The sequence below is a fragment of the Veillonella sp. HPA0037 genome (assembly GCF_000411535.1).
Classification (GTDB): domain Bacteria; phylum Bacillota; class Negativicutes; order Veillonellales; family Veillonellaceae; genus Veillonella; species Veillonella atypica.
In genome coordinates this window covers 527,225-544,556 of the sequence record NZ_KE150483.1, presented here as the reverse complement: position 1 = coordinate 544,556, position 17,332 = coordinate 527,225, and the positions used below count along the sequence as shown (strand labels likewise).

At 38.0% G+C, this 17,332-nt stretch carries 19 protein-coding genes; 18 read left to right on the top strand and 1 reads right to left on the bottom strand.

Annotated elements, in window-relative coordinates; translation table 11 throughout:
* Positions 1-50 precede the first annotated feature (50 nt).
* From murD to HMPREF1477_RS02550, 10 genes are all read left to right on the top strand, one after another.
* Complete coding sequence (gene murD, locus HMPREF1477_RS02595) at positions 51-1,415, top strand: UDP-N-acetylmuramoyl-L-alanine--D-glutamate ligase (protein WP_016475704.1); 1,365 nt, start codon at positions 51-53, stop codon at positions 1,413-1,415.
* A 4-nt stretch (positions 1,416-1,419) separates the two neighbouring features.
* Positions 1,420-2,529 (top strand): undecaprenyldiphospho-muramoylpentapeptide beta-N-acetylglucosaminyltransferase, encoded by a 1,110-nt coding sequence (gene murG / locus HMPREF1477_RS02590; RefSeq protein ID WP_016475703.1) that lies wholly within the window; start codon positions 1,420-1,422, stop codon positions 2,527-2,529.
* 15 nt (positions 2,530-2,544) lie between these two features.
* Positions 2,545-3,927 carry a UDP-N-acetylmuramate--L-alanine ligase gene (gene murC, locus HMPREF1477_RS02585; protein WP_016475702.1) on the top strand — a complete coding sequence of 461 codons (1,383 nt, stop codon included), beginning with the start codon at positions 2,545-2,547 and terminating at the stop codon, positions 3,925-3,927.
* The gene (locus HMPREF1477_RS02580; protein WP_016475701.1) at positions 3,924-4,856 is read left to right on the top strand and encodes a D-alanine--D-alanine ligase; all 933 of its coding nucleotides are present in this window, start codon (positions 3,924-3,926) and stop codon (positions 4,854-4,856) included. Before murC ends, HMPREF1477_RS02580 begins: the two co-directional genes overlap by 4 nt.
* Before the next feature lie 27 nt (positions 4,857-4,883).
* Positions 4,884-5,852, top strand: a complete 969-nt coding sequence (locus HMPREF1477_RS02575) for a cell division protein FtsQ/DivIB (RefSeq protein WP_016475700.1) — start codon at positions 4,884-4,886, stop codon at positions 5,850-5,852.
* Positions 5,853-5,881: 29 nt separating this feature from the next.
* Complete coding sequence (locus HMPREF1477_RS02570; RefSeq protein WP_005379199.1) at positions 5,882-6,562, top strand: DUF881 domain-containing protein; 681 nt, start codon at positions 5,882-5,884, stop codon at positions 6,560-6,562.
* On the top strand, positions 6,559-6,903 hold the full coding sequence (locus tag HMPREF1477_RS02565; RefSeq protein ID WP_005376145.1) for a small basic family protein: 345 nt from the start codon (positions 6,559-6,561) through the stop codon (positions 6,901-6,903). Before HMPREF1477_RS02570 ends, HMPREF1477_RS02565 begins: the two co-directional genes overlap by 4 nt.
* A 146-nt stretch (positions 6,904-7,049) precedes the next feature.
* On the top strand, positions 7,050-8,093 hold the full coding sequence (gene ftsZ / locus HMPREF1477_RS02560; RefSeq protein ID WP_016475699.1) for a cell division protein FtsZ: 1,044 nt from the start codon (positions 7,050-7,052) through the stop codon (positions 8,091-8,093).
* 81 nt (positions 8,094-8,174) lie between these two features.
* Entirely contained in the window at positions 8,175-8,747 is a 573-nt protein-coding gene (locus HMPREF1477_RS02555) for an outer membrane beta-barrel protein (RefSeq protein WP_005376108.1), read from the top strand.
* A gap of 156 nt (positions 8,748-8,903) precedes the next feature.
* Complete coding sequence (locus tag HMPREF1477_RS02550) at positions 8,904-10,151, top strand: aminotransferase class I/II-fold pyridoxal phosphate-dependent enzyme (protein ID WP_016475698.1); 1,248 nt, start codon at positions 8,904-8,906, stop codon at positions 10,149-10,151.
* Positions 10,152-10,197: 46 nt separating this feature from the next.
* Here the strand turns inward: HMPREF1477_RS02550 and HMPREF1477_RS02545 are convergent, their stop codons facing one another.
* Positions 10,198-10,467, bottom strand: a complete 270-nt coding sequence (locus tag HMPREF1477_RS02545; RefSeq protein WP_016475697.1) for a DUF896 domain-containing protein — start codon at positions 10,465-10,467, stop codon at positions 10,198-10,200.
* A 123-nt stretch (positions 10,468-10,590) separates the two neighbouring features.
* On the opposite strand from HMPREF1477_RS02545, the gene nth reads away from it, so the two are divergent.
* The 8 genes from nth to prmC all read left to right on the top strand — a co-directional run bounded on the left by nth (position 10,591) and on the right by prmC (position 17,329).
* Entirely contained in the window at positions 10,591-11,226 is a 636-nt protein-coding gene (gene nth / locus HMPREF1477_RS02540) for an endonuclease III (protein WP_016475696.1), read from the top strand.
* A gap of 1 nt (position 11,227) precedes the next feature.
* Entirely contained in the window at positions 11,228-12,667 is a 1,440-nt protein-coding gene (locus HMPREF1477_RS02535; protein WP_016475695.1) for a hypothetical protein, read from the top strand.
* Positions 12,668-12,769: 102 nt separating this feature from the next.
* Positions 12,770-13,039: a YdbC family protein gene (locus HMPREF1477_RS02530; RefSeq protein ID WP_005376370.1), complete on the top strand. Its 270-nt coding sequence runs from the start codon at positions 12,770-12,772 to the stop codon at positions 13,037-13,039.
* 105 nt (positions 13,040-13,144) lie between these two features.
* Positions 13,145-14,074, top strand: a complete 930-nt coding sequence (locus tag HMPREF1477_RS02525; RefSeq protein ID WP_016475598.1) for an IS481 family transposase — start codon at positions 13,145-13,147, stop codon at positions 14,072-14,074.
* A 129-nt stretch (positions 14,075-14,203) separates the two neighbouring features.
* The gene (rpmE, locus tag HMPREF1477_RS02520; protein WP_004696185.1) at positions 14,204-14,401 is read left to right on the top strand and encodes a 50S ribosomal protein L31; all 198 of its coding nucleotides are present in this window, start codon (positions 14,204-14,206) and stop codon (positions 14,399-14,401) included.
* 57 nt (positions 14,402-14,458) lie between these two features.
* Positions 14,459-15,370, top strand: coding sequence for a DUF1385 domain-containing protein (locus HMPREF1477_RS02515; protein WP_038148037.1), 912 nt, complete (start codon positions 14,459-14,461; stop codon positions 15,368-15,370).
* A 14-nt stretch (positions 15,371-15,384) separates the two neighbouring features.
* On the top strand, positions 15,385-16,467 hold the full coding sequence (gene prfA / locus HMPREF1477_RS02510) for a peptide chain release factor 1 (RefSeq protein WP_009661037.1): 1,083 nt from the start codon (positions 15,385-15,387) through the stop codon (positions 16,465-16,467).
* Complete coding sequence (gene prmC, locus HMPREF1477_RS02505) at positions 16,460-17,329, top strand: peptide chain release factor N(5)-glutamine methyltransferase (protein ID WP_016475693.1); 870 nt, start codon at positions 16,460-16,462, stop codon at positions 17,327-17,329. Before prfA ends, prmC begins: the two co-directional genes overlap by 8 nt.
* The last annotated feature ends 3 nt before the right edge of the window (positions 17,330-17,332 follow it).

Sequence of the window (17,332 nt, the reverse complement as noted above, 5' to 3'; positions counted from 1 at the left end):
TTATAAGATGAGATAAAAAATTTTCGTGCTTAGTGATTTAGGTGATATAAATGGATTATGGAGAGAAAAATATTCTTGTTCTAGGTGCTGGTTCCAGTGGAATTGGTGCCGCATGGGTATTGGCACAGTTACATGCAAATGTAGTTTTAAATGATTATAAATCAGTAGACTTTGAACCATCAACACGTAAACGATTAGACGATGCTGGTGTAACCATCATTACGGGACGACAAGATAATAGCTTACTTGATGGTGTAGATCGTATTATCATTTCTCCGGGCATTGCCTTATCCATTCCAATCGTACAAGAGGCTTTGCATCGTAAGATTGATGTAGTAAGCGAAGTAGAGCTTGCTTATGATGTTTGCAAATCTCCTATTTTAGGTGTTACTGGCACAAATGGTAAGACCACCACAACCACTCTATTAACGCAAGTTATGGAATCTACTGGCCTTCCTGTCAAGGTGGGCGGAAATATCGGTGATTCCTTAAGTGAAGCTGCGTATCATATGCCAGAAGGTGGTTATTTAGTAGCTGAACTATCTAGCTATCAATTAGAAACAATTAAGTCCTTTTGTCCATTAGGGGCTATTGTATTAAATGTTACGCCCGATCATTTGGCGCGTCATAAGACGATGGAAAACTATGCAGCAGCTAAAGCTCGTATTTTTATGAATCAAACTGCTGGTAATTTTGTCGTCCTCAATGATGATGACCCTATTGTGGCGGCTATGAAACAAGATGCTCACAGTACAATTCTTAGCATTAGCCAACATCATAAGGTTGATAGTGGTGCGTATTTTGAAGGCAATACATGCTATGCCGTATCAGATGGTAAAGCTACTCCGGTTATTGATACAGAACATATCCACATTAAGGGATTTCACAATATTGAAAATATATTGGCTGTAATTGCCTTAACATATGCTTTAGGTGTAAAGGTAGAGCATATTAAACATACCATTGAACAGTTTCATGGTGTAGAACACAGATTGGAACGGGTTACAACATTCCATGATGTTACATTTTATAATGATTCTAAGGCTACTAATACAGACTCTGTAGTAAAAGCTTTAGATGCCTTTGATAAACCTGTTATTTTATTGGCTGGTGGTCATGATAAGATGACGCCTTTAGAAGACTTTATGAATATTGTGAAAGCACATACTAAAGAGGTCATTTTTATGGGGGAAGCAGCAGATCGATTTGAATCCGTTGCTGTAAAAATGGGTGTTCAACATATTCATCGTGCACAGTCTATGAAAGAGGCTGTTGCATTAGGTTATCAATTAGCAAAAGCTGGAGATATAGTATTGCTTTCACCAGCATGTTCTAGCTTTGATTGGTATAGTTGCTTTGAAGAGCGGGGCGAAGATTTTAAAAACTGTGTTAGAGAATTAGAGGAAAGGGGCTAAGGGCGTGAAACGAATCATCATTTCTGGCGGTGGCACAGGTGGTCATATATACCCAGCCATTACGATATATAAGGAAATCATGAAACAGCAACCTGATGCTAAGGTCCTCTATGTGGGAACAGAACATGGTTTAGAAGCTGATTTGGTACCGAAGGAGAACATTGATTTTGTTACATTACCTGTACAAGGTCTGCAACGAAAACTTTCATTAGGTACGTTGGTAACAATGGGGAAAACGGCATTTTCTCTTATAAAGGCCAATTTAATTATTTCAGAATTTAAACCAGATGTTGTTATTGGCACAGGTGGTTATGTATGTGGTCCTATTTTAATGGCTGCAGCATTACGCAATATTCCTACATTAATTCAAGAGCAAAATGTTATTGCTGGTATTACGAATAAAATCTTGAGCCGTTTTGTTGATATAGTCGCAGTTGGTTATAATGAAGCCGCAAAATCATTTAGCAAGGCGAAACGTGTCGTATATACGGGCAATCCAGTGCGCCCTGATGTACTTGTAGATTCTCGTGCAGATGGTCGCCAATTTTTTGGGCTGTCTGATGATATTTTTACAGTTCTTATTGCTGGTGGTTCTCGTGGGGCACGTACGATTAATACGGCCATGATAGATGTACATAAACATTTTCAAGGTAAATCGGGCATTAAGTTGGTACACATTACAGGGAATGGGGAATATAATACTGTATTAGAGCAACTAGGTATTGACGATGGTACTGGTTTGGGAGAATCATCGTTGATTTTGCCATATTTACATGATATGCCAAAGGCGCTAGCCGCTACGGACTTGGCTGTATTTAGATCTGGTGCTATCGGACTGGCTGAATTGGCAGTACGTGGTATTCCATCTATATTGGTGCCATATCCTTATGCTGCAGAAGATCATCAAACGTATAATGCGCGCATTTTCGTACAAGAAGGGGCTGCGCATATGATTGTAGATAAGGTTTTGACGAGCCATGATTTAATTGGTGAAATCGAAATGTTTATGGCAAATCGTGAATTATTGGCTCAAATGGGGGCCAGTGCGTTGCGTTTAGGAAAACCGAATGCAGCTCATGATATTGCTGAATTAGCGTTATCTATTGCGAAATAGTTAAGGAGAGTAATTATGTTAGAAGGTATCCATAAGATTCATCTCATCGGTATAGGTGGATCTGGTATGCGCGCTATTGCGAATATTTTAATTCAAAAAGGATATGAAGTATCTGGTTCTGATGTTAAAGAATCTGATGTAATTGAACGTTTTAGAAAAATGGGGGCTACCGTTCATATCGGTCATAATGCTGATTATGTACAAGGTGTAGATGCTGTAGTTCGTTCCACAGCTATTCGTGAAGATAATCCGGAAATCATAGCAGCAAAGGAACAAGGTATCACTATTTTACATCGTTCTGACATTGTAAAAGCCGTATTGGATGTTACGAATGGTATTGCCGTAGCCGGTGCTCATGGTAAAACATCTACTACATCAATGATTGGTCAAATTCTCGTAGAAGGACAAATGGAACCAACTGTTATTATCGGTGGCGAAGTTGATTACCTCAAGGGGAGTAGTTGTTTAGGTAAGGGTGAATACTCTGTTGTTGAAGCCGATGAAAGTGATGGTTCATTCTTAAAATTAAGACCTAAGACGATTGTTATTACGAATATCGAAGATGATCATATGGATCATTATAAGACGATGGAAAATCTATTGAATGCATTCTGTCAATTCGTTGAAACATTACCTGTTGATGGTAAAGCAGTTGTTTGCGGCGATAATGATAACATTCGTTATGTTATGAGCAAAGTGGAACGTCAATTTATCACATATGGTTTAGAAGAGTCTAATGATTATGTAGCAAAAAATATCCACTATGAAGATAGTTCTTTAGTTTACGATGTAGTTCGTAAAGGTGAAACATTGGGCAGAGTGTCCTTACGTGTACCAGGTAATCATAATGTGCTAAATTCTTTAGCATCTTTTATTGTGGCCCACGAATGTTGTCACGTTCCGGTGCCATCCATTGTGAAAGCATTAGGTAAATTTATCGGTGCTAAACGTCGTTTTGAAACAAAGGGGCATGTAGCTGGTGTATGGGTAGTCGATGATTATGCTCATCATCCAACAGAAATCAAAGCAACTTTAAAAGCCGCTAAGGAATTAGAAAAACATCGTGTTATCTGTGTGTTCCAACCTCATCGCTATTCTCGTACATCCTTATTGAAAGACGAGTTTGCTACGGCTTTCACCAGTGCAGACGAAATTTATATGACAGATATATACAGCTCTGGAGAAGATCCAATTAGCGGCATTGATGGTCATACAATTCCGAATATTATTAGTGAAGTAACGCATCAACATGTAAATTATGTGGAAGATGTAAATGATTTGCCAGCAGTCCTTGCGAAGGTGGTACGACCAAATGATTTGGTTATTACTATGGGGGCAGGTTCGATTAATCAATATGGTCCAAAGTTATTAGCGTTATTGGAAGAAGGTTTACAATGAAAGATAAACATATCATCGTATTAATGGGTGGTCCATCTGCTGAGGCTGAAGTATCTCGTAGAACTGGCGCAGCCATTGCAGAGGCTTTGATTAGCAAGGGGTATCACGTTTCCACATTAGAACTAAATCCTCGTACTGTATTACAAGACATTGAAAACCTTAAGGGCGATGTTGTATTTAATGCGATTCATGGACGTTATGGTGAAGATGGTGCCTTGCAAGGTGCATTAGAGATGGCTGAAATTCCATATACTGGATCCGGTATCATGGCACATTCTGTAGGAATGAATAAAAAAGTAAGTAAAGATGTGTTCAAAGGCGCTCACATTCCTACGGCGGAATCTATTTCCTACAATGGCAATCTACAGTCGAAAGAAGATATCATTAAAGATATTGAATCTAAATTCTCCTTGCCTGTTGTATTGAAACCAGCAACACAAGGCTCAAGTATTGGCGTTACCATTGTAAAAGAAGAAAATCAATTGACTAAGGCTGTTACAGAGGCGCTTACATATGACCCAATTCTTGTGGTGGAACAATATTTAAATGGTCGTGAATTTACCGTTTCTGTATTGGATGGTAAGGCATTGGCTATTATCGAAATTAGACCTCATTCTGGGGAATATGATTACGCTAGTAAATATACAGCAGGTGCTACTGATTATTTAGTACCGGCTCCAATCAGTGCAGATATGACAAAAGAGATGCAAGCTATTGGTGAACTTGTATATCGTGAAGTACAAGCGAGTGGGGCTATTCGCGTTGATGTTATGACTGATGATAAAGATAATATGTATGTATTGGAATACAATACTATTCCAGGTATGACGGCTACTTCTTTGGTGCCAAAGGCTGCTAAAGAGATGGGCATAGATTTTCCTGAATTATGTGAAAAAATCTTATTAACAGCAGGTTATGGGAAGTTTTAAATGCTGTAGTATGTAAGGAGAGTAGTTATGGATGATTTTAAGCAACATCCACCAAACTCAAATCAGATAGATACGGAGCATCATAGACCCGACTTTCTTCATCCTGAGACTGAGCCAATCCACAAGGATGATGGAGATTCAATACATAACAGTGAGCGTGAATTAGCTCGTAAACGTAAACAAGAAAAAGCGGAGGTTAGAAAGAAATTTCTAAAAATAGGTGGTGTTGTAGCCATCGTGTTGTTAGGCTTATTTAATCTACCTATTCCGCTTGGTTCTATTAAAGTTGTTGGATCTGATAAGGTTACTGTACAGGATGTAGAGGTTGCTGGTGATATTGGGGAACCAGTCAATGTACTTCGTATCAATAGAGAAAACTTGCGGCACCGATTATCAAAGGATCTTCGTATTGAAGACGCTCAAATTGGTTACGAATTGCCGTTAACAATGGTGGTTCGTGTAGTCGAGCGTAAGGCTATTGCTGTGATACCAGCTCAATTTGGGTATTTAACCTTGGATAAGAATGGGCAAGTGATTGCATCTGATAGTGTCATTGAAGACACGACGGTGCCTATGATTTCTGGTGTTAAGGGTGGTAATATACTGCTAGGTGATATGGTTACCGATAAGCCGATTGTACAGGCTCTTGATTATCTGCGTGCCTTAGATGATGATACATTTAAGCAAATTGCAGAAATCAATATTGGTGATCCTAATAATATGATGGCGTATACCGTATCAGGTATACAGATTCGACTAGGCGATGGCGAAGATTTGAAAAGCAAAGCCGATTTAACAGCGTCTATGCTAAAAGATTTACCTAAGAGTCAAGGTAATGTTCAATATATAGATGTTAATCCGTCATCTCCTTTCATTAAAACCGATAAGGTAACGGTGCAACCAAAATCTAATAAATCTAAGTCAGACACTAGCCAATCTGAGAAAAAAGATACATCAAAACAAAGTGCTAATGTATCAAAATCAAAACAAGATTAGTTATAAGCACAAAAAGGGTGGATGATGTTGTGAAACACGAACGATGGGCTATTGGTCTTGTCAGCTTTGTATTGGGATTCATGGTCATTACTCAGTACAAGATGACACAAGATAATATTCAAGAGAATATACGGCTACAACGAACTGGTGATTTGGTGGCTCAGTTAAAAGATGCAGAACATGAAAAGGATGCTTTACTAAAGCAAATTGAGCAATTAAAAGCCAGTGGTTCCGGTTCTAGTGCAGATGAAACATTACTTCGCAAAGCCGCATTGACTAATGTCAAAGGACCTGGGGTGACCGTTCTAATAGAGGATAGTGCTAAACCAATTCAAGGGGGCGAAAATCCTAACCTATATGTAATTCATGATGAAGATATTTTACGTATCGTCAATGAATTACGAGCTGGTGGTGCTGAAGCATTGGCAATCAATGATCAACGTTTGATTGGTACGTCCGAAATTCGTTGTTCAGGTCCTACGATTACCGTGAATGGTAAGGTGTATGGCGCTCCATTTACAGTTAAGGCCATAGGGGATCCTAAAACATTGAATTCAGCCCTCACTATGCGTGGAGGTATTGTAGACTCTTTAAAACATTGGGGCATTAAGGTGACCATAAAAGAGGAGCCATCCATTGCCATTCCGGCATTTACCGGTTCTTATAGAGAAGAGCATTTACAATCAAATGAGTTAGGAGGTAAAGAATGAATATTTATATCTTTGCTATCATTGGACTCATAGTAGGTGTTGTGGTAGGATGGTTTACACCATTACATATTCCAGCAAGCTATGCTAATTATACTTCTGTAGCTGTGCTAGCTGCATTAGATGCGGTATTTGGTGGCAGTCGTGCCGCATTAGAGAGACTATTTGATTTAAGTAATTTTATCAGTGGATTCTTCTCCAATGTAATACTTGCTGTTGTATTAGTATATATTGGCGATTTAATTGGGATTAATTTATACTACGTTGCCTTGATTGGTTTTGGGTTACGGGTTTTTATTAATTTAGCTGCTATTCGAAAGAACATTATGACTAAACGTTTCTAATTATCAAGATTCGATTATAGTTGTAGTGGAAAGTTTTTAAATTTTAGTGTAAAATAAATGTAATTGTTATAATTAACTCAGTATATAAATAGATGTATTCGCATTTATATTGACAGAAATAGATAACGATAAGAGGAGGAAGTTCGATGTCTGATTTTGCAAATATTAAAGTTATCGGTGTCGGTGGTGGCGGTAATAACGCTGTTAACCGCATGGTTGAAAGTGAACTAAAAGGGGTTCAATTCTTATCCGTTAACACTGAAAGCCAAGTACTTGAATTGTCCAAGGCTGATGTAACTATTCAAATCGGTGAAAAAGTTACTAAAGGTCTTGGTGCTGGTGCTAACCCACAAATCGGTGAAGCAGCTGCTCAAGAAAGTCGCGAAGATATCATCAAAGCTCTTGAAGGTGCTGATATGGTATTCGTAACTGCTGGTATGGGTGGTGGTACTGGTACTGGTGCTGCTCCTGTAGTTGCTGAATGCGCTAAAGAAGTAGGCGCATTGACTGTAGGCGTTGTAACAAAACCTTTTGCATTTGAAGGTAAACGTCGTCGTGCTGCAGCAGAAAAAGGCATTGAATTCTTGACTCAAAAAGTTGATACAATTATCGTTATTCCTAATGATAAATTGTTACAAGTTGTAGATAAAAAATGCTCCTTGTCTGATGCATTTGGTAAAGCTGATGATGTTCTTCGTCAAGGTATCAAAGGCATTTCCGATTTGATCCAAATCCCTGGTTTAATCAACCTTGACTTTGCAGACGTTAAAACTATCATGACTGAACAAGGCGAAGCTTTGATGGGTATTGGTATAGCTACTGGTGAAAACCGCGCTGCAGACGCTGCTAAGATGGCTATCAACAGCCCATTGTTGGAAACTTCCATCGATGGTGCTAAAGGCATCTTGCTTAATATTTCCGGTAGTGCAAACTTGAGCTTGTTCGAAATTAACGAAGCAGCTGAAATTATTTCTGATGCAGCAGATCCTGATGCAAATATCATCTTCGGTTCTGTTATTGATGAAAGCTTGGGCGATAGCGTTCAAGTTACAGTTGTTGCAACTGGTTTTAACTCCAGTACTAAGAATGTTCCAGAATTCGGTAAAACAACAACTGCTGCACGTCCAGCAACAAATACATCTGCTCCAACAAGTGGTATCCCTGATATCCCTGTATTCATGAAACGCTAATATTTAATATATATACTTATACAATATTAGAATAAAAGTAACTTATTAAGACACATATTTATGTGTGTATAGGAGGTACAAATGAAAAAATTAGTATTATTATCTTTAGCTGCAACAGTGATTACTGGCAGTGCATTCGCTGCATCCGTGCCTGTAACTAAAATCAGTGATAATTCCACAAAAATTCAAGCTGATTATGCGTTCAATCAACGCGTATCTAATAGCGGTGGCACTAACAATGATGGCTTTGGCGTATCTTTAGAACATGATTTAAGCAATAAATCTGCTCTTCAATACTCTTATAACAAAGTAAATGCTAAAAATGGCGATATTAAAGATCACCAATTGGCTTATGTTTACAAAGTACATCCTAATGTAAATATTTACGGTGCTGGTACAGCTATCCGTACACATGACACTGAGTTAGGTGTTCAAGCTGGTGTAATTGGTCACGTGCCTTTGACTGACAAAGTTAACGGCTTTGCTAAAGCTGGTTGGGGCAACGATATTAAACAATCCTATCAAGTAGGTGCTCAATATGAAGTTAAACCTAACATTGATTTGAATGTTTATTATGGTTATGACAAATATAGCGTAAACGATAATGACAAGACTTCCAAAGGCTTACATGCTGGTGTAGGTTACACATTCTAATCATAATAGAGCAAGTAAAACCACTCATCATAGATGGGTGGTTTTTTTGTATGTATTCATGTATACAATATTTTTCATTAATACTCATTGTATAAATGCTTAACTTTAGGTATGATATTGATGTAATAGTTCTTTTTAGTTAGGATGGTGTATGCGATGACAAGTGTAGCAGCGAAACACGCAAGAGGAAAAAAATTAAAAGATGTAATCTTTGTAACTGCAGGACAGGCGGCGGAAGATACAAAATTAAATGGTCGTGAAAATGTAGTAAATGGTACTTTGGGTGCTATTTATGATGAAGAAGGTAATTTAGTATTCTTAAAAACTGTAAAAGAAGAATATTTAAATTTATCTGACACCGAACATATTGGATATGCCCCTATTGCAGGGATTCCACAATATTTGGAATGTGCTGAAAAAGAATGCTTTGGCGATTCTCGTCCTGACGGCTTTATTCGTAGCATCGCAACCACTGGTGGTACAGGCGGTATTCATCATTTGGTACATAACTATACTGAACCTGGTGATGAAGTATTAACTGCAGATTGGTACTGGGGTGCATACCGCATTATTTGCAGTGATAATGGACGTACACTTGTTACATACTCTTTATTTGATGAACATAATAACTTTAATCATGATGCATTCCAACATCGTGTTAAGGAATTAGCTGCTAAACAAACAAATGTTGTTATCTTATTTAATACACCAGGTAATAATCCTACAGGATATTCTGTAGAGGATAAGGACTGGGATTCTATTCTTAGTTTCTTGAAAGAATTAGTTGCTATTGGTCGCAATAACGTCATCATTGGTATTGATGTGGCTTATTTGGATTATTCTGGTGAAAAAGAAGAAGTCCGCACATTCTTTAAAAAGATGGGGCACTTACCAAAGGAAATCCTAGTTTGTGTATGTTATAGCTTATCTAAGGGCTTTACAATGTATGGTCAACGTGTTGGCGCTATGATTGGTATTTCTTCTGATGAAGAAATCGCCGATGAATTCTTAGAAGTGAATAAATCGACTAGTCGTGCAACCTGGTCGAATATTTGTCGTCCAGCAATGCGCACTATGGCTAATATCGTTTCTGATCCTGATAAATTTAAGGCTTATGAGGACGAACGTAATTGTTATTATCAATTGATTCGCGATCGTGCAGATATCTTTAAACAAGAGGCAGCACAAGTGGGCTTACCTATGTTGCCATATCGTGGTGGTTTCTTTATAACTATACCAACTGATTCTGGTACCGCTATTTGTGAAGAACTTAAAAAAGAACATATTTATTGCATTGCGTTAGGCAATGGTATTCGTATTGCTGCATGTGGTATTCCTAAATTCCAAATGAAGGGATTAGCTGGAAAAATCTATGATGCAATGAAACGATTAGGCAAATTATAAAGAAATGAATTTAAAAAGGCACTTCAAATTGAAGTGCCTTTTAGTGTTAGTGAATGTCTTTACACTCTTTAATTTCTTTATCTGCTTTCAAAGCTAAGTTTTCAAGTGCTTTTTTAGGTGCTGTTCGTTCTCCGGTTTTAGGATCGACGAATTCAACGCGATCTAAGGTATCTGTGATTTGCCCCTTAATAAAGCTTAAGTAGATGCTATATAATTCTTTTTTTTCTGCTAATTCTTCTGGTGTTAGTTCTTGACCAGATTTTTTCTTAGCTGCCAGTTCATTTATACGTTTTAATGTATCATTTATATTACTCATAGTTGCCTCCTGTATTCTATATTAGAATAACATGATTTATTATAACATAGAACTTAATGAATACGTATGGTAAGATATAAATTGTACGAGTTCGTACTTTCACAAGTGAGAAAGGAGTTTATCGTGCGTGTTACGAAAGCAATTAAGGCAGAACAATTAGCATTATTAGAAGAACATTATTTTGATGCTAAACCTGCTCTTGAATACACAAATGAATTTGAATTATTAGTCGCTGTTGTGTTATCTGCACAGTGCACAGATGAGAGGGTTAACATTGTTACAAAACGATTGTTCCCTGCATTAAATCATCCTGCTAAGATGCTAGAAATTGGTGTTACAAAACTAGAAACTCTTATCAGGGATTGTGGTTTGTATAAATCGAAGGCGAAGAATTTGATTGACACTTGTCATATACTGGTAGAACAATATCATGGAGAAGTGCCACGCGAATTTGATCAGCTTGTTGAATTGCCCGGTGTAGGTCGAAAAACGGCAAATGTTGTAGTGTCTGTATTATTTGGAACACCGGCTATCGCAGTAGATACACATGTGTTCCGCGTAGCAAATCGATTGAAATTGGGCATTGCAAAAACGCCAGAAGAAATGGAACAAAAGTTACAAAAGGCTATACCAAAAGAGAAGTGGTCTGCGGCCCATCATTGGCTGATTTATCATGGACGACGCGTTTGTAAGGCCCGTAAGCCTCTATGTGAAACATGTTTTTTAAATCATCTTTGTCCGTCAGCAGGAAAGGTTTAATATGAAAAAGAATAATGAAGAATTTATTGCTCTTTGTGCCCAATATGGCATAGAAGGTATTGATATCGTCAATGAATTAATGCGTTTTAAAGTATTAGATCAATTGCTCTCCAGCAATGCAAATTCTCGTGAATGGGGTGTTACACCAGAGGATTTGTATGGATTAGCAGAGAAGTCTACTGTTGAATCCTTTGGACCTATTCCATATGATGTAAACACATTCCGTGCATTGTATGGACCATCCTTTACGGTAGAGCTCTTTGATTTTATTAGTGATACTGGTATTCTAGATGGCCTTGATGTGGGGACTGTATGGGAGACGCCTGTACGTGAAAGTATAGAAGCTCATAGCAAAACGGGGGAACTCGTGTTATATGCTTATGTAGAAGAATATGCTGGCATGATAGAAGAAATCTTGCAGTCCTATGAGGATAAAAAGGTGGTACTCTATACAGCATCTCCTGTATGCTATAGCATTATCTCTCGATTATATCCAATGGCTCAGATTATTAATCAATGGCCTCATCGTAGCTATTTTGACCATATCTTTACAGGTACTGTTGGTATGTTCCAATCCTCTGAAGATATTGTAGAAGAGGTAGCTAATGGTTTGCATAATTTGGTTCCTGAAGGGACTGCTCAATTGTTCTTACCAGCAACAATGGCACAAAATCAATTGGGATTGAATAATATGGCATTACAATTCTTTTTGAACCAAAAACGTGTAGAATCTATTCGCGAATGGACTCCTCTAGGGGCTTATGAAATCATTTATGGTAAATATGATGTTAAAAAGATGCGTGTAGGCCTTCGTGAACGAGTTGGTGATGACTGGAAAGCTATTAATTATATTCCATTACCTCATGGCGTCTTTGCTCAATTACCGGTATTTACTGTATTAAACTACGGTTTGTCTTTACGCTCTATTTTATTGCCTGGCGGTCAAACTGATGTAGCTTTAGGGCAAGATGGCATTTATTGTATAGATAGTCGTGTTTCAGAACTGGGACGTGCGGCACTTCGTGAAAATGGAGCGTATTACTTAGCTTTTACCCGCTATAGTGACCATGTAGATGTGACTATGGGTACAGAAGCACCTAGTACGGGTGTATATTGGATGTTCCCTGATGTAGAATTAGCATATATGTGGTATACATATTTCTCTAGCACAATTGGACAAACCTTAATGCAAGAGATTTCTATGCTCGTTCAAACAGAAGAATCCTTCGGCTATATGCTTAGCAGCGTACGTCGCCGTGTACTCGATGTAAATGATGAATCGCTACTAGTTAATGCGGCCAAAAATATTGATGAAGCGTATAAAGAGACTATCAAATCTGCACGAGCATCATGGCAAGAAAATATGAATTCTTTGGGTGCTGACGTAATGCCTCCGACGACATCCATCGATATTGAAGACTACAGTGACTATAAAAAATAATTGTCAATATAGGTAATTTGGTTTACAATATATCGTATCGATTTAGAACTACATAATTTGACACATAGTGTACACTGTAATTAGGTGAGGAGGGAGGTAACAATGGCTGTTATTAATTTCGAAATTTTCAAAGTTATCGGCACATTATCTGAAGATAAAGATGGCTGGAAAAAACAACTTACATGCACAAGCTGGGGGAAATATAATCCTAAATTTGATCTTCGTGCTTGGGATAGCGAATATACAAGTATGAAAAAAGGGATTACTCTTTCCTTGGAAGAATTGATTGCATTACGCGATCTTTTGAATGAAAGTGATTTAGAAACTATCTTAGCGGAAGCAATTGAAGAAAAACAGGCTTCTAAAGAGTAGTGTAAGAGTATAATACATTTGTGACAAGTGAATAAAAAATGAGAAGGAACTCTGTTATAATGAAGTTGCTTAATCCAAACATTACAACAAAAGGAGTTCCTTCTCATGCATTCTATTATAACTGAAGAATTAAGATTTCGTAAACGAGTATGTGAATATGCTATAAAGTATGGAAATAATGCTGAAGCTGCACGTCGCTATCATACTAGTAGACAACAAGTACAACGTTGGGTGAAGCGTTTCGACGGGACTATTGATTCACTTCGATTGTATAGTCGTAAACCACATTCTCATCCTAATCAACACACTGAGGAAGAACTAGCACTTATCAAGCGTATGCATTCTAAGTTTAAACATGAAGGGCTGTCTCAAGTATATGTTGAGGCAAAAAAGCGTGGTTATAAACGCTCATATGGCTCTATGTGCCGACAAATCAGGTGTCATATTAAAGAGAAAAAGGTTGTTAAATCTGTTCCTAAAAGCAAGTGGAAACCGGATATAATAACATATCCAGGAGAAAAGGTTCAGATTGATATAAAATACGTACCTCGCGAGAGTTTAGCCTTTTCAACACAAGGAAAATCTTACTATCAACTTACAGCTATTGATGAGTTTTCTAGAAAGAGAATTCTAAAAATTATAGATGAAAAAAGTGTTACTAATACAAGTCGCTTCTTATTAAATTTAGAAGCCAAAATGGGATTTCCTATTCATACAATACAAACAGATAATGGTCGTGAATTTACAAACTATGGAGTAAAAGATCGAGAGTGTTTATTTGATATTGTATTAAAAAGATTAGGAATAGAGCATAAAACGACAAGACCATTTTCTCCGTGGCAGAATGGAAAGGTAGAGCGCAGTCATCGAATTGATAGTGAAAGATTTTATTCTCGTAAGTTTAATAGTATGGAGAGTTTTCTAAAAGCACATAGTCGATATGCTAATAGATATAATAACATTGCACAAAAAGTCTTAAACTTTAAATCACCAAACCAAGTTATAACAGAGTACTTTATGAATCAAAAGGCATAAGTATTTGTCACAAATGTTTGATTACTCTAGAAGAAAAACAGGCTTCTAAAGAGTAGTTTCTTGATTTGTACGCATTATCGTGCTATAATCTATAAGAATAATATTGATTGCTGGAAAGAGGTGTATAGAATGAAACAAGGTATTCATCCAGACTATAAAGAAGCTACAGTTACTTGCGGTTGTGGTAACACATTCAAAACTGGCTCTGTAAAAGAAGACCTTCGTGTAGACGTTTGCTCCAAATGCCATCCGTTCTTCACTGGTCAACAACGTGCGGCTCAAGCTCGTGGTCGTATCGAACAATTTAACAAACGTTACGGTAAATAATAGTTTATGTAGCGAAACAATTATTGGCAGGGCTTTGGGCTCTGCCTCTATTTGTTTATGAAAGGAAATCCTTTGGCAAAAGAACGTATTAAGAAGTTCGTTGGTGGACAAGCTGTCATTGAAGGCGTCATGATGCGTGGCCCAGGATATACGGCGACAGCTGTACGTGAGCCTTCTGGTTCTATCGTGGTGCAAAAGGAAGCAACCACGTCCATTCAAGAGCGATATCCTATATTAAAGAAACCTTTTTTACGAGGCTGTATAGCCTTATATGAATCTCTTGTTATCGGTATGAAGGCCTTGTCCTTCTCTGCAAAAGCGGCTGGTGATGAAGAGGAAGAAATGTCGAATAGTGAAATTGTCATTACCATGATTTTTTCAACGCTATTTGCAATCGCTTTATTTGTAGCCCTTCCTACATTTGTAGTTAAATTTATTCCTGGTATTCAAGATAATCACTTTATTTTGAACCTTGTTGAAGGTGCTATTCGATTGGCTTTGTTTTTGCTCTATATATGGGGTATTGGTCAAACTAAGGATATACAACGTGTATTCCAATACCATGGAGCAGAACATAAAACCATTCATGCTTATGAAAATGATCTACCTTTGACCGTAGAAAATGTGCGTGCTCAATCTCGTTTACATCCGAGATGCGGAACTAATTTTCTACTCATTGTAATGGTAGTTAGTATATTTGTATTTGCCTTTTTAGGCTGGCCTAACTTGCTAGAGCGCATTGTGTCACGTGTTTTATTGATGCCTGTCGTAGCAGGTATTGCCTATGAATGTATTCGTTTTGCAGGACGTAGTGAAAACTCTTTTGTAAAATCTCTCGTTAAACCGGGCTTGGCGTTGCAGTACATGACGACTCGTGAACCAGAAGCGGATCAAATCGAGGTTGCCATTCGTGCATTAGAAGAGGTACGTCCTCCAGAAGAAGATGCTTATGAAGATGAAACATATTAAGATTGAGGTTACCTATGTTAGTAGATAAATTACAAGTTATTGAAGATAAATTTATGGATCTAGAGCAACGCATCAGTGACCCTGAAGTCATTGCGCGTCAAGATGAATGGCGTAAACTAACACGTCAACATGCCCAATTATCTGAAACTGTAGAAGCCTTTAGAGAATATAAAAAGGTTTTAGCTGGCATTGATGAAGCCATGGAAGTCATCGAAGACAAATCGATGGATGAAGAATTCCGTGAAATGGCTCAAGAAGAATTGAAAGAATTAAAACCTCAAAAAGAGGAATTAGAAGAAAAATTACAAATTCTTTTATTACCAAAAGACCCTAACGATGATAAAAATATTATCATCGAAATTCGCGGTGGCGCTGGTGGCGATGAAGCGGCATTGTTTGCAGGCGACTTATTTCGTATGTATACAAAATATGCTGAAAGCCAAGGGTGGCGTTGTGAAATCATCGATGCTAATGAACCTGAATTAGGCGGTTTTAAAGAGGTTGTATTCTCTGTAGATGGTGAGAATGTATATTCCAAGATGAAATTTGAATCTGGTGTACATCGTGTACAACGGGTTCCAGCTACAGAAACGCAGGGCCGTGTACATACATCTACGGTTACTGTGGCAGTACTTCCTGAAATGGAAGATGTTGATATTGAAATCAATGATAAGGATTTGAAAATCGATACATATCGCGCCAGTGGTGCCGGTGGTCAGCATATTAATAAAACAGAATCTGCTGTCCGTATTACCCACTTACCAACAGGTATTGTCGTAGCTTGTCAGGATCAACGTTCTCAGCTACAAAACAGAGAAAAAGCGATGCGCGTATTGCGTGCAAAATTGCAAGATAAAGCCGAACAAGAGGCTACAGCTAGCATGGCTGCAGACCGCAAAAGCCAAGTTGGTACCGGTGATCGTAGTGAACGTATTCGTACCTATAACTACCCACAAGGCCGCGTAACAGATCATCGTATCAATTTAACATTGTATAAATTGGATGCCATTTTAAATGGTGATCTCGATGAAATTATTCAAGCCTTAAATGCCGCTGATCAAGCAGCTAAAATGCAGGAGGCTAATACAAATGTATAAGGAGATTTGGACGATTGGTCGTATTCTCCAGTGGACAGAGCAGTACTTTCAAAGCAAGGGGATGGATACACCTCGTCTTGATGGGGAAGTACTGCTTTCTCACGTTTTAGGGAAGAATCGTATATATCTATATACGAATTATGATCAACCATTAGAGCAAGAAGAACTGGATAGATTTAGGCCGCTTGTCATTGAACGGGCTAAAGGACATTCTGTAGCATCTTTAACGGGAACAAAAGACTTTATGGGATTGACATTTGCTGTAAATGATAAGGTCCTCATTCCTCGTCCCGATACAGAAACATTAGTTGAATATGTGTTACATACGTATCATCAACAAGATTCTATTCGAATCCTTGATATGTGTACGGGCCCTGGTACTATTTTACTAAGCCTCTTGCATTATCTGCCTACAGCAACGGGGATGGGCCTTGATATTTCTCGTGATGCACTTGAAATAGCCACAAAGAATCAAGAAGCATTTAAGCTAGAGAATCGTAGCAAATTTCACGAATCGGATATGTTTTCTTATTTAGAAGATCATAATGAGTTGTTTGATGTGATTGTATCTAATCCGCCGTATATTCGATTAGAGGATAAGAAAATCCTGTCTCCTGATGTACTTAATGAGCCTCATATTGCATTATTTGGTGGTGAAGATGGCCTTGATTTCTATCGTCAGTTAGCTGTGGAGTGCGTAAAATATCTTAAACCGTATGGACTTGTAGCTTTTGAGGTAGGATATGATCAGGCTGAAGATGTAAAATCTTTACTGGAGGCTGTTGGCTCCTATGTAGATATATCTTTTGCAGCAGATTTAGCGGGCATTAATCGGGTTGTGACGGCTCGCGTGAAGGGGTGAGAA

Coding starts and splice junctions, on each gene's coding strand:
- prmC (WP_016475693.1), top strand. CDS start 16,460: ATGTATAAGGAGATTTGGACGATTGGTCGTATTCTCCAGTGGACAGAG.
- HMPREF1477_RS02575 (WP_016475700.1), top strand. CDS start 4,884: ATGGATGATTTTAAGCAACATCCACCAAACTCAAATCAGATAGATACG.
- HMPREF1477_RS02565 (WP_005376145.1), top strand. CDS start 6,559: ATGAATATTTATATCTTTGCTATCATTGGACTCATAGTAGGTGTTGTG.
- HMPREF1477_RS02580 (WP_016475701.1), top strand. CDS start 3,924: ATGAAAGATAAACATATCATCGTATTAATGGGTGGTCCATCTGCTGAG.
- prfA (WP_009661037.1), top strand. CDS start 15,385: ATGTTAGTAGATAAATTACAAGTTATTGAAGATAAATTTATGGATCTA.
- ftsZ (WP_016475699.1), top strand. CDS start 7,050: ATGTCTGATTTTGCAAATATTAAAGTTATCGGTGTCGGTGGTGGCGGT.
- HMPREF1477_RS02535 (WP_016475695.1), top strand. CDS start 11,228: ATGAAAAAGAATAATGAAGAATTTATTGCTCTTTGTGCCCAATATGGC.
- HMPREF1477_RS02545 (WP_016475697.1), bottom strand. CDS start 10,467: ATGAGTAATATAAATGATACATTAAAACGTATAAATGAACTGGCAGCT.
- rpmE (WP_004696185.1), top strand. CDS start 14,204: ATGAAACAAGGTATTCATCCAGACTATAAAGAAGCTACAGTTACTTGC.
- HMPREF1477_RS02550 (WP_016475698.1), top strand. CDS start 8,904: ATGACAAGTGTAGCAGCGAAACACGCAAGAGGAAAAAAATTAAAAGAT.
- HMPREF1477_RS02515 (WP_038148037.1), top strand. CDS start 14,459: ATGAAAGGAAATCCTTTGGCAAAAGAACGTATTAAGAAGTTCGTTGGT.
- murC (WP_016475702.1), top strand. CDS start 2,545: ATGTTAGAAGGTATCCATAAGATTCATCTCATCGGTATAGGTGGATCT.
- HMPREF1477_RS02525 (WP_016475598.1), top strand. CDS start 13,145: ATGCATTCTATTATAACTGAAGAATTAAGATTTCGTAAACGAGTATGT.
- murD (WP_016475704.1), top strand. CDS start 51: ATGGATTATGGAGAGAAAAATATTCTTGTTCTAGGTGCTGGTTCCAGT.
- HMPREF1477_RS02530 (WP_005376370.1), top strand. CDS start 12,770: ATGGCTGTTATTAATTTCGAAATTTTCAAAGTTATCGGCACATTATCT.
- HMPREF1477_RS02555 (WP_005376108.1), top strand. CDS start 8,175: ATGAAAAAATTAGTATTATTATCTTTAGCTGCAACAGTGATTACTGGC.